Annotated in this window: 9 protein-coding genes, 1 tRNA gene and 2 pseudogenes; 8 read left to right on the forward strand and 4 right to left on the reverse strand. The window is 41.9% G+C overall.

Going from position 1 to position 13,695, the window contains the following annotated elements; all coding sequences use genetic code 11:
* The first annotated feature begins 244 nt into the window (after nucleotides 1-244).
* A complete protein-coding gene (gene gdhA, locus M1E96_RS00490) occupies nucleotides 245-1,576 on the forward strand; it encodes an NADP-specific glutamate dehydrogenase (RefSeq protein ID WP_070927541.1) in 1,332 nt (443 codons plus the stop codon).
* 77 nt (nucleotides 1,577-1,653) lie between these two features.
* Here the strand turns inward: gdhA and rsmJ are convergent, their stop codons facing one another.
* Nucleotides 1,654-2,418 carry a 16S rRNA (guanine(1516)-N(2))-methyltransferase RsmJ gene (gene rsmJ / locus M1E96_RS00495; RefSeq protein ID WP_272580619.1) on the reverse strand — a complete coding sequence of 255 codons (765 nt, stop codon included), beginning with the start codon at nucleotides 2,416-2,418 and terminating at the stop codon, nucleotides 1,654-1,656.
* On the reverse strand, nucleotides 2,411-4,453 hold the full coding sequence (gene prlC / locus M1E96_RS00500; RefSeq protein WP_070927545.1) for an oligopeptidase A: 2,043 nt from the start codon (nucleotides 4,451-4,453) through the stop codon (nucleotides 2,411-2,413). Before prlC ends, rsmJ begins: the two co-directional genes overlap by 8 nt.
* A 254-nt stretch (nucleotides 4,454-4,707) precedes the next feature.
* Here prlC and M1E96_RS00505 point away from each other — a divergent pair.
* From M1E96_RS00505 to M1E96_RS00535, 7 genes and pseudogenes are all read left to right on the forward strand, one after another.
* Nucleotides 4,708-4,802, forward strand: a tRNA-Sec gene (locus M1E96_RS00505).
* Between the two features lie 209 nt (nucleotides 4,803-5,011).
* Entirely contained in the window at nucleotides 5,012-6,229 is a 1,218-nt protein-coding gene (locus tag M1E96_RS00510) for an integrase arm-type DNA-binding domain-containing protein (protein WP_104873094.1), read from the forward strand.
* Nucleotides 6,230-6,348: 119 nt separating this feature from the next.
* Nucleotides 6,349-6,561 (forward strand): hypothetical protein, encoded by a 213-nt coding sequence (locus M1E96_RS00515; protein WP_231405885.1) that lies wholly within the window; start codon nucleotides 6,349-6,351, stop codon nucleotides 6,559-6,561.
* Between the two features lie 395 nt (nucleotides 6,562-6,956).
* On the forward strand, nucleotides 6,957-7,541 hold the full coding sequence (locus tag M1E96_RS00520) for an antirestriction protein ArdA (protein WP_104873093.1): 585 nt from the start codon (nucleotides 6,957-6,959) through the stop codon (nucleotides 7,539-7,541).
* A gap of 357 nt (nucleotides 7,542-7,898) precedes the next feature.
* Nucleotides 7,899-8,211 (forward strand): annotated as a pseudogene (locus tag M1E96_RS00525) (ArsC/Spx/MgsR family protein); the annotation flags it as partial.
* Nucleotides 8,212-8,483: 272 nt separating this feature from the next.
* Nucleotides 8,484-9,962, forward strand: coding sequence for a SulP family inorganic anion transporter (locus M1E96_RS00530; RefSeq protein ID WP_173914478.1), 1,479 nt, complete (start codon nucleotides 8,484-8,486; stop codon nucleotides 9,960-9,962).
* Nucleotides 9,963-9,964: 2 nt separating this feature from the next.
* A complete protein-coding gene (locus tag M1E96_RS00535) occupies nucleotides 9,965-10,822 on the forward strand; it encodes a universal stress protein (RefSeq protein WP_104873092.1) in 858 nt (285 codons plus the stop codon).
* 71 nt (nucleotides 10,823-10,893) lie between these two features.
* Here M1E96_RS00535 and M1E96_RS00540 read toward each other — a convergent pair.
* Nucleotides 10,894-12,892, reverse strand: a pseudogene (locus tag M1E96_RS00540) (BCCT family transporter).
* A gap of 169 nt (nucleotides 12,893-13,061) precedes the next feature.
* On the reverse strand, nucleotides 13,062-13,691 hold the full coding sequence (locus tag M1E96_RS00545) for a recombinase family protein (protein WP_173914476.1): 630 nt from the start codon (nucleotides 13,689-13,691) through the stop codon (nucleotides 13,062-13,064).
* Nucleotides 13,692-13,695: the final 4 nt, after the last annotated feature.

Consider the following 13,695-nt stretch of genomic DNA (forward strand, 5'->3'; position numbering starts at 1 on the left):
ATTCACTAAAAACGCTTGCTTATGCAGGCGTTTTTTTTGGGTAAAAAAATTTAAATTAAGTGAGTTATTGGTAGGTCAAGAAATTTTTTTTACACCAGAATAAAAAAAAACCTTGAAACTTGAATACAAACTAGTGATATATTCAATAAGCAAATACAAATCAACCTCACATTTCCTAAAAAATAATCATAAGAAAGGGTGAGAAACATCACAACATAAAATTTAAAAAAGGAAGACACAACCAATGAATTCATTATCTTCATTCTTGGAGTCTGTACAAAAAAGAGACCCTCAGCAACCTGAATTCCTTCAGGCCGTTCGTGAAGTATTTACCTCACTTTGGCCATTCCTAGAAAATAACCCGAAATATCGTGAACAAGCATTACTTGAACGCTTTGTTGAGCCAGAAAGAGTGATCCAATTCCGTGTCTGTTGGGTAGATGATCAAGGCAAAGTACATGTAAACCGTGCTTGGCGTGTTCAATATAGTTCCGCTATTGGCCCATTTAAAGGCGGCATGCGCTTTCACCCATCAGTTAACCTTTCTATCTTAAAATTCCTTGGCTTCGAACAAACATTGAAAAATGCACTGACAACATTACCGATGGGTGGTGGTAAAGGTGGTTCTGACTTTGATCCAAAAGGCAAAAGCTACGGTGAAGTGATGCGTTTCTGCCAAGCTTTGATGACTGAATTGTATCGCCATTTGGGTGCAGATACTGATGTTCCAGCTGGGGATATTGGGGTAGGTGGTCGTGAAGTTGGTTTTATGGCCGGTATGATGAAAAAATTATCTAACGACACATCTTGTGTATTCACCGGTAAAGGTCTTTCATTTGGTGGTAGCTTAATTCGCCCAGAAGCAACCGGTTACGGCTTGGTTTATTTCACTAACGCAATGTTAAAACGCCATGGTTTAGGCTTTGAAGGCATGCGTGTTGCTGTGTCAGGCTCAGGCAATGTTGCTCAATACACAATTGAAAAATGTATGGAATTAGGTGCTAAAGTCATTACTGCATCAGACTCTAACGGAACAGTTGTTGACGAAGCGGGCTTTACCCCTGAAAAACTTGCGCGCCTAGAAGAAATCAAAAATAGCTATGGCCGTGTCGAGGCTTATGCAAAAGAGTTTGGTTTAACCTATCTGGCTGGTAAGCAACCATGGTGTGTACCTGTTGATATCGCGTTACCATGTGCCACTCAAAATGAGTTGGATCTTGAAGCGGCAGAACTACTTATCAAAAATGGTGTGAAAGCTGTGGCTGAAGGTGCAAATATGCCAACAACGATCCCAGCAACAGAACGTTTTCTTGAGGCAGGTGTATTGTTTGCACCAGGTAAAGCCGCAAACGCAGGCGGGGTTGCAACATCAGGCTTAGAAATGGCACAAAATGCGGCACGTATGGGCTGGAAGGCGGAGAAGGTTGATGCACGTTTGCATCACATCATGTTAGATATCCATAACCACTGCGTTGAGTTTGGTGGTGAAGCGAAGCAAACTAACTATGTACAAGGCGCAAACATTGCAGGCTTTGTGAAAGTCGCTGATGCAATGCTCGCACAGGGTATTTTGTAATTTCCTGATTAAATGAACATACGCGAAAAGGCGGCTGTATTATATTGATAACTCACTGGTACATACGCCTTTCGTTGTTATGTTTTAATGCATGGATAAATATCAAAACGATGGCTTTTGGTTGTGACTGCGGACGGCGCTTTTTGCCCCGCAAGGGGTTCTGCATAGTCAGGGCGTTTCACCACCACACGGCGTTTTGCTAGCGCTAAAGCGGGCGCTAACAAAGCATCTGCATCATCATCTGCGCCTACTAGTGATTGAAAAACGCGCATTTCTTTTTTAACCAACGCACTTTTTTGACGATGTGGATACATCGGATCAAGGTAAATCACGTCAGGTGGTGTCGTGATATCCGCTAAGGCCGTAATACTTGATGCATGAATTAATGACATCCGTTGTTTCAGCCATTCACCGATTTCACTATCTTGATAACCACGTTGTAGGCCATCATCAAGTAAGGCTGCTACCACAGGATGACGTTCTAACATGCGTACCTGACAACCCACAGAGGCTAGCACAAAAGCATCTCGGCCAAGACCTGCTGTCGCATCTATGACATCTGGCAAATAATCCTTTTTGATCCCCACGGCTTTTGCAACCGCTTCTCCTCTGCCACCACCAAACTTACGTCGATGTGCCATTGCCCCTGACACAAAATCAACAAAAATACCGCCTAATTTAGGTTCATCCATTTTACGCAGTTGTAAGTTTTCAGGGGTGAGAACCAATGCCATAACCGCATCGGGGCTGTGGATGAGTTGCCATTTTTCCGCTAGTTGGGAAAGAGTGCCTTGATCGGCACCCTCTTCACAGATCAGTTGGATCTTGACGTGATCAGCCATCGATACCATAGCTCTTCAACATCGCATCTAACTCAGGTTTACGTCCACGGAAACGTTCGAACAGTACCATTGGCTCCTCTGAGCCACCACGGCTGAGAATGTTATCGAGGAATGATTGGCCTGTTTCACGGTTAAATATACCTTCTTCCGCAAAGCGTGAGTAAGCGTCTGCTGCCAGTACATCGGCCCATAAGTAGCTGTAATAGCCCGCTGCATAGCCACCGGCAAAGATATGGCTAAATGCATGTGGGAAACGGCTCCACTCAGGCGATGGTACAACGGCCACTTTTTCTTTTACCGCATATAAGGTTGGCATCACTTGAGCACCTTTAGCTGGGTCATATTCAGCATGTAAACGGAAATCAAATAGACCAAACTCTAGCTGACGTAAAACAAACATAGCGGATTGATAGTTTTTAGCCGCTAACATGCTATCAAGCATTTCGCGAGGTAATGGTTCGCCAGTTTCATAATGGCCAGAAATAAATTCGAGCGCTTCGGGCTCCCAGCACCAGTTTTCCATAAACTGGCTTGGTAATTCGACGGCATCCCACGGCACACCATTGATGCCAGCAACATCTGCTACATCGATTTTGGTCATCATATGATGCAGACCATGGCCAAACTCGTGGAACAGTGTGATCACTTCATCATGAGTAAACAGAGCAGGTTTATCACCAAGAGGTTTATTAAAGTTACAGGTTAAATAGGCGACAGGGTTCTGTAACGAGCCATCTTTGTGTACCATTCTACCTGCACAGTCATCCATCCATGCTCCGCCACGTTTGTGTTCTCGCGCGTACAGATCAAGATAGAAGCTACCACGTAGGGTATTGGTGTCATCATAAAGCTCAAAGAAGCGCACGTCTGGATGCCACGTTTCGATATCTTTGCGTTCTTTGGCGGTAAGGCCATAGATACGATGAACAACCTCAAATAGGCCTTCTACAACACGCTGCTCCGGGAAGTAAGGGCGTAGCTGTTCGTCGCTGAGTGAGAACTTGTGTTGTTTTTGTTTTTCGCTGTAATAAGCCAGATCCCAAGATTCAAGCTTATCAACACCATAGTGCTGCTTAGCGAAAGCAGTTAATTCGGCTAATTCATCTTTACCTTGTTGATGTGCACGATCAGCTAAATTAGTCAGGAAGTCTAATACTTGTGCAGGCGACTCCGCCATTTTAGTTGCCAGTGATTTTTCAGCAAAGTTTTTGAAACCAAGTAGTTGAGCCAGTTCATGACGTAATGCCATCAATTCTTCAATTAGCTCACTGTTATCCCATTTACCTGCATTAGGTCCTTGATCTGATGCTCGAGTGCTGTACGCGTGACTCATTTCACGACGCAGCTCAGCGTTATCAGCATAGGTCATAACAGGCAAATAGCTTGGCATATCCAGTGTTAACAAATAGCCTTCCTCACCTTTAGCTTCCGCCATGGCTTTTGCGGCGGCAATAGCGCTTTCCGGCATACCAGCCAATTGTTTCTCATCTTTAATGAGCTTAGTCCAACCCATGGTGGCATCAAGAACGTTATTGCTGAATTTAGAGGCAATTTCAGACATACGTGCGACAATTTCGCCATAACGCTGCTGCTTTTCAGCTGGCAGGCCAATACCAGACAATTCAAAGTCACGTAAGGTATTTTCGATGGATTTTTTCTGCGATTGGCTTAGGGATGCAAACTGTGCGCTATCTTTGAGAGACTTATAAGCTTGATATAGCGGTTCATGCTGACCCATCCATGTGCTGAATTCAGAAAGCAATGGTAGGCATTTTTCATAGGCTTCACGCAGCTCTGGGCTATTTTTGACCGAATGAAGGTGGCCAACAGGTGACCATACACGTGATAACTTATCGCTTGCTTCTTCAAGCGGCTGGCATAGGTTATCCCATGTATATTGATTAGTTGCTGATAGGATATTTTCGACAGTTTGACGATATTCCGTCAGGACTTGTTGAACCGCAGGGAATACATGCTCAGGTTCAATTTTAGCAAATTGGGGTAGTACAGAATCGGTTAATAATGGGTTTGTCATATAAACATCCTGTGATTGCAGGCTTGCACGGGTAGGCCAAGGCTTACTGTATTGACAATAAGTGAAACGGCTAACTTCGAGTGAACGAATGTAACACGCCACTGTGAATATGAAAATTATATGGGGGCAGAAATAGAAACCTCAATACAAGATAACGTTTTTTGTTCTTAATAATTATCAATAAATGTGACTATTTCATTCAGTAAGCTTTGGAAAACTATTGATTCGGGCTATAATTGGTGCTCAATCAAAAAGGAAGATCGTCGTCTCCGGTGAGGCGACTGGATTTCAAATCCAGTTGGGGCTGCCAGCAGTCCCGGGCAGGTTCGACTCCTGTGATCTTCCGCCACACAAGCTCAACACACCTCCACTGAAGTCAATTAAATCCTTTAAATTCAACCTATAAAAGCAAATCATAGTCAACTCAGTTCAACTGAGGTTACTCCACATCAACCCCCAGTTGGGGGTGTTAATCGGGGGTGCATTTAGGTATGCTATATCTTGCACCCCCAAATTCTCATTTTCTTTGAAACAGATAGGGCTTACGGAGGTTTTATTATGGCTCTGAGTGATATAAAAATAAAAACGGCAAAGCCGCTAGATAAGCCCTACAAACTTTCTGATTCAGGTGGGTTATATCTGATCGTTAATCGCAATGGTTCTAAATATTGGAGAATGAAGTACCGCTTCGCAGGCAAAGAAAAAATGCTTTCTATTGGTGTTTACCCGAAAGTGACATTAGCGGAAGCAAGAAACCAGCGTGATGATGCGAAAAAATTGTTGGCTCAAAATAAAGATCCAAGTGAACAAAAGCAATTAGCTAGATTAGAAAAGCACTTAGCTTCTGAAAGTACTTTTGAAGCAGTAACTCGTGAGTGGCACACCTCTAAAGCGGATCGCTGGTCACTACGTTACCGTGATGAAATTATTGATACCTTTGAAAAGGATATCTTTCCTTACATTGGTAAGCGTCCGATAGCAGAGATTAAGCCCTTAGAGCTACTTGAAACTTTGCGTAAGATGGAGAAGCGCGGAGCCTTAGAGAAGATGCGCAAAGTCCGCCAGCGCTGCGGGGAGGTCTTTCGCTATGCAATTATTACTGGTCGAGCTGAATATAACCCAGCCCCTGATCTGGCTTCTGCTTTAGCTCCACCGAAGAAACAACACTTTCCATTTTTAACCGCTGAAGAGTTACCTTATTTTCTAAAGGATCTAGCAGGGTATACAGGTAGTGTGATCACCAAAACGGCAACTAAAATTATTCTGCTGACAGCTGTACGTACACAAGAGCTCCGCTATGCGCGTTGGCAGGATATTGATCTAGAAAAAGGGATTTGGGAAATTCCTGCTGAAGTGATGAAAATGAAGCGACCACATGTAGTGCCACTATCTAAACAGGTGATCGAGCTGTTTAATTCACTCAAACCACTGTCAGGGCATTATGAGCTTGTGTTTATAGGCCGTAATGACCATAGAAAACCGATCAGTAAGGAAAGCGTAAATCAGGTTATTGAGTTGTTGGGGTATAAAGGAAGACTAACAGGACATGGCTTTCGTCACACGATGAGTACAATCCTGCATGAACAAGGATTTAATTCAGCATGGATTGAAACCCAGCTCGCGCATATCGATAAAAACTCTATTCGAGGAACCTATAACCATGCGCAATATTTAGAAGGTAGGCGAGAAATGATGCAGTGGTATGCCGACTATATCGATTCATTGAGAAATGGTGGCAATATTGTTCATGGGAATTTTCATCGTCAAAACGCATGATAACTAACCACGATTTATCGTAATACATCTCATTCAATAAAGAAGCTTTATCACTGAAAGCCTCTGTCCTCACGGACAGGGGCTTTTTTGCTTTTAAATCAACCTAAAAGGAAATTATTATGGAAAATTACATTCGTTGCCCGGCCTGCGATTCAACTCGCATTCGTGAACGTCATATTGGGAAAAAGACAGGAGCTGTTGCTGGTGGCGTATCAGGCGCACTAGCTGGAGCGTCTATCGGCTCTGCTGTTCCTGTTGTAGGGACGATTGCTGGTGCTGCGGTAGGCGCTCTATTTGGACGTTTAGTCGCTGGAGCTACTGCTGGGCTGTGAGTGGTTCAGCTTTAGATGGCGTGGTATTTGATCGTTATGAATGTATCGAGTGTGAATACACGTTTGATTGATAGCCATAAGTTAACGGAAACCCCTGATGGGGTTTCATCTCTTAGGAGTCTGTGAGTCTGAACTGACCCTAGTTTATTGGCAGGGGCTTTTTTCGTTTTAACCCACACAAAAATAAATCATGGTAAAAAACATAACATGTTATCGGGACTGTGAGTCTACTCATCATCTTGATCTAAAACGTCATTAATCATTTTTAAAGCGAGTTGCCTGTTTTTCAGCTGATTGGCTTTTTATATCAATATCATCTTCTAAAGGGAAATAGCTCCCTTTATCAAAATATCGCCATTAATTAAATCACAATACATCAATAATAGGACACGAATATGCGTATAACAGCGACGGCTTCCCCATGCCTAAAATCGGGGATGATTTCTGTTTTTATTACGAATTTAGGTAAATATAACGAAGGTGAACTGGTTGGTGAGTGGCTTGAGCTTCCGGCAACCTCAAAAGAGATCGAACACTGTTTAATGCGGATTGGCATTGATGGCATTCACTATGAAGAGTATTTTTTGACCGACTATGAATCCTCCATTGATGGCCTTTCTTCTTACATTTCAGAATATAGCCTTTTAGATGAGTTGAATGAGTTAGCCTCGCGATTAGCCATGTTATCGCCTGATGAAATTAACCTTTATCAGGCAGCCATTGAAATCAGTTCTTCAACGAGTTCAATCCATGATTTAATTCATTTAGCGGATAATTTAGATTCTTTCCAGCAATTAGCGGGGGTCAATAATGAATATGATTTAGGTTATTACTGGATAGAAGAAAGTGGTTGTTATGATTTAGCCCAACTGGGGCATTTATCCCATTACTTTGACTATGAACGCTATGGACGTGATGTTTGTCTTGAACAAGGGGGGATTTTTCACAGTGGAGGATATGTTTATCATATAAGTGGGTAGATAGGATAACAGAATGGGAGTCAAACCGCTTTGATCCCATTGGGCGGAGAATAAATAATGCAATAGTATCCCAATAACATCCATAAGCTAGAACACCAATCAAACTAAACTCTACTATAAGCCATCTTTACGGATATCCGTAAAGATGGCTATTATGGTGTTCTTTTTTTATTTAATGCAAACCATTAAATGGATATTTATCTTACTGTGATGACAAATGCACTAGTAGAAGGGGTTACGCGCCCATTTCATCGAAAAGTCCAAAGTTTGCTCTTAGCCCTGTAATATCAAGGGATACAGGCGATATCTTATACGATAGCATTAACACTCGATGCTATTACATTGAAAAATTAAAATTTAGAAACCCCACCGTCTAAGGATATGTTAGTAAAACTTATTGCCGATATGAAAATTACGGTAAGGGCGTTATTACGAAAAAATGTTGAACGGTATGAACAATTAGCCTTAGAAAATGATATTTATACCGATGACCAACTGATTGATTTTATGTTGCAATACCCAATACTGATTTGATATTGCACCAATAGGAACTAAACTTTACCGACCATCTGAAGTCGTATTGGAGATATTATCTCATCCGCAACAACATGAGTTTATCAAAGAAGATGGTGAGCTTATTGTAGACATACAAGTTGTCAGAGTTAAGTAATATACTTATCATGGTGCGTGCATTGATGTATAGTACCAATGCGCTCATGCTAATAGGGAACTTAATTACGTACTGTTAGTCTTGATTTTTTAAAACTTGCTATCAATAGGAACAGATAATTATATTATGCGTCTTACGCCACCCTGAGCTCCCGCCCTCCTTTTAGGTTGATACTAAATCAGCCAATTTCGTCATCCCTTCTTAGGGATAATTTCGCTTATTTAAAATACACTCGCCCATCAAGGGATTGATAGATTACAAGGTAATCCAATATGCTGTTGTCCTCCACTCGTCAGGACTGGCTAGGTAACATCCGTGGGGATGTGCTTGCCGGTATTGTTGTTGCTTTAGCGTTAATTCCTGAAGCAATCGCTTTTTCAATTATTGCCGGCGTCGACCCTAAAGTCGGGTTATACGCAGCATTTTCCATTGCGGTAATTATTGCTTTTATCGGAGGACGCCCCGGTATGATTTCCTCCGCAACGGGAGCAATGGCACTTTTAATGGTCGTTCTTGTGAAAGAACATGGCCTTCAGTATCTATTAGCCGCGACGGTTTTAACCGGGATATTTCAAGTTATCGCAGGATATTTAAAGCTCGGTAATTTAATGCGGTTTGTTTCACGCTCTGTCGTAACGGGGTTTGTTAATGCGTTAGCTATCTTGATTTTTTTAGCCCAACTTCCAGAGTTAACCCATGTGAGTTGGCATGTTTATGCCATGACCGCGGCAGGCTTAGGGATTATCTATCTGTTTCCATTAATCAATAAGACCATTCCTTCACCATTAGTGTGTATCGTTGTATTAACGGTAATTTCAATTAGTCTGGGTCTTGATATCCGCACAGTCGGTGATATGGGCGTTTTGCCTGACAGTTTACCTATCTTCCTTGTGCCTGATATTCCCTTGAATATCGAAACGCTACTGATCATATTACCTTACTCACTAGCGCTTGCCGTTGTTGGCTTATTAGAATCGATGATGACCGCAACGATTGTGGATGATTTGACTGATACAACCAGTGATAAAAATCGAGAATGCAAAGGGCAAGGTATTGCGAATATTGCCACTGCATTTATTGGCGGGATGGCAGGATGTGCGATGATTGGTCAATCCATCATCAATATAAAATCGGGTGGCCGAGGCCGATTATCGACACTGGTTGCCGGTATTGTTTTATTGTTAATGGTGGTTTTTCTTAATGATTGGGTATCAAAAATCCCCATGGCGGCGTTAGTTGCTGTGATGATTATGGTGTCAATTGGAACCTTTTCTTGGCGATCCCTTGCTGATATACGAGTTCATCCGCTATCAACCAGTGTCGTTATGATAGCCACCGTCATTGTTGTCGTTTGGACCCATAATCTGGCTTACGGGGTACTTGTCGGGGTGCTCATCGCAGCGCTTAATTTTGCTAATAAAGTCGCGCGATACATGACAGTTACATCAAGCAGAGATAAAAAAGCACGCCATTATGAGGTTCGAGGACAAATTTTCTTTGCTACATCAGAACGCTTTGTTAATGCTTTTGATTTTAAAGAAGACATTGATAAAGCGATTATTGATGTGGATCATGCTCATTTTTGGGATATCACCTCCGTCAGCGCGTTAGATAAAGTGGTGATTAAGTTTAGACGTGAAGGCATTGATGTTGAAATTAAAGGGATGAATGAAGCCACTGCAACATTGGTTGATAAATTTGGTATTCATGACGACCCGAAAAAAATTGAAAAATTCATGGGAGGTCATTAATTATGGTAGCAGATATCATTCAAAAAAATTGTGTAATTGGGTGTATTGACCGTTCGTCTTCGGCAATTGCTGTTTGCCACGCCAGTGCTTGGATAGCCCAAACACTCGACCTACCACTGACACTGTTACACATGAATGAAAAAATCTCGACATCAGCACACCATGATTTAAGTGGGATCATCGGATTTGATACCCGAGAAACTTTATTGAGTGAACTCGTGGATATTGAGGAAAAGCGAGCGCGCTTAACCCGAGAGGAAGGCCGACAATTATTGATGAGTGCAAAAAAAATCACTCAAGATTTAGGTCTTCATGATGTTAATACACTTCAGCGACAAGGAACGTTAGCCGAAGTACTCAATCAAGATGATACGCATATTGTTGTACTCGGTCGTCGAGGCGAGCAATCTGAATTAACGGGTCATATTGGCAGTCAACTCGAAGGCATTATTCGACTTCAAAAAAACTCAGTGCTTATCTGCAAGCGAAACTTTACCCCACCGAAAAAGATGCTGATTGCATTTGATGGCAGCGAGGAAGGTGAACGAATCATTCATCGGTTAACACAAGTGAAATTATTAGCCGGTAGTGATTGCTATCTGGTGATGTACGGTAACCAAGACTGTCAGCTCAAAAAAGCACAAAACCAACTTCATCAAGCCGGTATTCAGGTGAAAGTCAATTTACTTGAGGGTGACAATAGCATCGTTGATGAGTTGTGTAACTTTGCAGTACAACACCATATTGATTTGATCATCATGGGGGCTTTTGGTCATTCGCGATTGAGGCAATTTTTTACCGGAAGTCATACGACAGAGATGATACATAAAACGCCCGTGTCATTACTCATCATTCGTTAGTCTTTTCGTCTATAGTCATTATTACCAAGAGAGGTGACTCGCTTTCGTCACCTCTCTATCATAATAAGTGGCTACGATTTATCGACAATATGAATAAAATGAATGTGTTTTTCATATTGATCGAGGATATCATGAATAATCTGCGCTTCACTCCATCCCATAATATCGTAGTCTTGCCCACCTTCCTTTAAATAAACTTCAGCGCGGTAGTATTTCTGAGACTCATTATTTTCATCATCATCCATACCCACTAATGCAAAAGAAGGCGTCAAATAGCCCCGTAATCGTATTTCATAGAGGAAATTGAGATTCTCACCAAATTGTACTTCAAGAGTCACCCTATCGTCTTTCTCATTATGGATAGCGACCTCGGTCCCCTGCTTTTCCAACTCAGTAACGACTGACTGCATAGCCGGCTCAATCACTTCCGCCATGAAACGTTTAACCTGATTACGTTTAGGAAAGAACGCTATTTTACGTAATCGACGCTCCCATGATAACCCCCCACGTCCGGTATTCGGTGCTAAGGTAGCAAGCTGTTGACTGTCTTTTTTATACACATCAATCCGTAAAGCTTTTAGCAATCCGACGATAGCAATCAATAAAATAATCGCAAAAGGTAACGCGGTCGCTATCGTCATAGTTTGCAATGCCGTTAATCCGCCGGCCAGTAAAAGTGTGATTGCAACGGCCCCCATCAAAAAGGCCCAAAAAATACGTTGCCAAACGGGTGTGTGTATTTCACCACCCGAGGCTAACGTATCGACAACCATGGCCCCAGAGTCTGCAGATGTCACAAAAAAAACAATGACCATCAGCATAGCGACAAAAGAAAGAACAGATGAAAACGGAAAGTAATTTAAAAACTCAAATAAGGCGAGAGCAACATCTTTTTGAACGACTTGTGCCAACATTTCAGCCCCATTATCACGGATCAAATGGATGGCACTATTTCCAAAAAAAGTCATCCAAAGCAGTGTAAACCCAGCAGGAACAAACAAAACACCTGTAACAAACTCACGAATAGTACGGCCTCGAGAGATCCTCGCAATAAACATGCCCACAAAAGGGGACCATGAAAGCCACCATCCCCAATACAATAATGTCCATCCCCCTAACCATTCACTCGATTGCGGCTCATAGGCATAAAGATTGAAGGTTTTATTGATGATATCTGAAAGATAAGCCCCGGTATTTTGGACAAAAGATTTAAGTAACAGTACTGTCGGGCCTAAAATCCCAATTAATAATAATAATAAACCCGCTAAACTTAGGTTGAGTTCAGAGAGAATTCGTATGCCTTTATCTAAACCACTGACGACTGATAACGTCGCTAATCCCGTGATCACCACGATCAAAATTACTTGCATCGTTGGACTGACAGGAAAACCAAATAAATGTGCTAATCCTGCGTTGACTTGCAAAACACCAAATCCAAGCGAAGTTGCAACGCCAAAAACGGTGCCAACAACAGCAAAAATATCAACGGCATGTCCCATTGGGCCATAGATACGTTCACCAATGATGGGATAGAGAGCTGAACGCAATGTAAGCGGTAAGCCATGTCGATAACTAAAAAAAGCGAGAATTAAGGCGACAATGGCATAAATCGCCCAAGCATGTAAGCCCCAATGGAAAAATGTAATTTCCATTGCTTCTCTTGCAGCTTGAACAGTTTGTGGGTCTCCAACGGGGGGGAGCAAGATAGTGCATCACGGGTTCTGCGACCCCGAAAAACATCAGTCCAATGCCCATTCCAGCAGAAAACAACATAGCGAACCAGGAAAGATAACTAAATTGCGGTTGAGCATGATCTGGACCGAGTTTGATTTGGCCAAATCGAGAGATCCCTAAATAGGCGACGGTCAATAAAATTAATGCAACGGCCAGAATATAAAACCAACTGGCATTCTCAAAAAGTTGAGCTTGTAGGGTTTTTAACAAAATTTCAGAACGTTGAGGAAAAATAGCGGCTACTGCAACGACACATAAAATAATAAAAGCAGAAACAAAGAAAACGGGCGGATTTATCTTCCCCCACGTTTGAGACTTTTGTGGTGATGATGACATTCAATCTCCCTTTTAATGCGTGCTCATGATTGTCATGAAGCTCGGTTTATGGTGATAAATATAAATTATTTAATTAAAAAGTATCCAATCTCTTGTGTATACTTAAATATCTCTCTTATGTCATACCAAGCCGTATGACTATAAACTGGATAAACGAATAGAGGGACATTTATTGTACTATTTTCATCAATTTTGATACTTTCGAAATAGTATGCCGTGAGCAACCTATCAGGTTTTCTATTTGGCTATAGCTTTTTTTCTCCATTAGAAGACCTTCAATTTTTTGGTGTAATATCTTATTGACCGGACGACCTTTATACTTCCCTTCTTGTTTGGCTTTTTGCACTCCTTGCGCTTGACGACGCCGTCTATCTTCGTAATCCTTTCTTGCAACCGCTGCCAGAATGTCTAACATCATACTGTTAAGGGCTGCAAGCATTCGTTCTGTAAATTCATCGGTGCGACTCATAAACTGGTAACTGGTTGGCAGATCTAAAGAAACGACCTTTAACCCTTTATGTCCAATGAGATATTTTAATTTTTCCCAGTCATCGGTATTCAAGCGGCTAATTCTATCCACTTGTTCAACTAAAATAATATCTCCGGGCATGGCCACATTGAGTAAGCGAAAGAGTTCAGGTCGGTGAAGCTGAGCGCCTGACTCATTTTCTTCAAACCAGCAGGCAATTTGTAGCCCCATTCCTTCAGCAAATTTCAACAGTTCATTTTTTGCTCTTGAGGCATCTTGTTCATGCGTAGAAGCACGTAGATATCCATAAATTCTTATATTTGTCTTCATCGGT

Origin of the sequence: Providencia sp. PROV236 (genome assembly GCF_033676985.1) — a bacterium.
In the GTDB taxonomy this organism is placed as follows: domain Bacteria; phylum Pseudomonadota; class Gammaproteobacteria; order Enterobacterales; family Enterobacteriaceae; genus Providencia; species Providencia manganoxydans.

Coding starts and splice junctions, on each gene's coding strand:
- gdhA (WP_070927541.1), top strand. CDS start 245: ATGAATTCATTATCTTCATTCTTGGAGTCTGTACAAAAAAGAGACCCT.
- rsmJ (WP_272580619.1), bottom strand. CDS start 2,418: ATGGCTGATCACGTCAAGATCCAACTGATCTGTGAAGAGGGTGCCGAT.
- prlC (WP_070927545.1), bottom strand. CDS start 4,453: ATGACAAACCCATTATTAACCGATTCTGTACTACCCCAATTTGCTAAA.
- M1E96_RS00510 (WP_104873094.1), top strand. CDS start 5,012: ATGGCTCTGAGTGATATAAAAATAAAAACGGCAAAGCCGCTAGATAAG.
- M1E96_RS00515 (WP_231405885.1), top strand. CDS start 6,349: ATGGAAAATTACATTCGTTGCCCGGCCTGCGATTCAACTCGCATTCGT.
- M1E96_RS00520 (WP_104873093.1), top strand. CDS start 6,957: ATGCGTATAACAGCGACGGCTTCCCCATGCCTAAAATCGGGGATGATT.
- M1E96_RS00530 (WP_173914478.1), top strand. CDS start 8,484: ATGCTGTTGTCCTCCACTCGTCAGGACTGGCTAGGTAACATCCGTGGG.
- M1E96_RS00535 (WP_104873092.1), top strand. CDS start 9,965: ATGGTAGCAGATATCATTCAAAAAAATTGTGTAATTGGGTGTATTGAC.
- M1E96_RS00545 (WP_173914476.1), bottom strand. CDS start 13,691: ATGAAGACAAATATAAGAATTTATGGATATCTACGTGCTTCTACGCAT.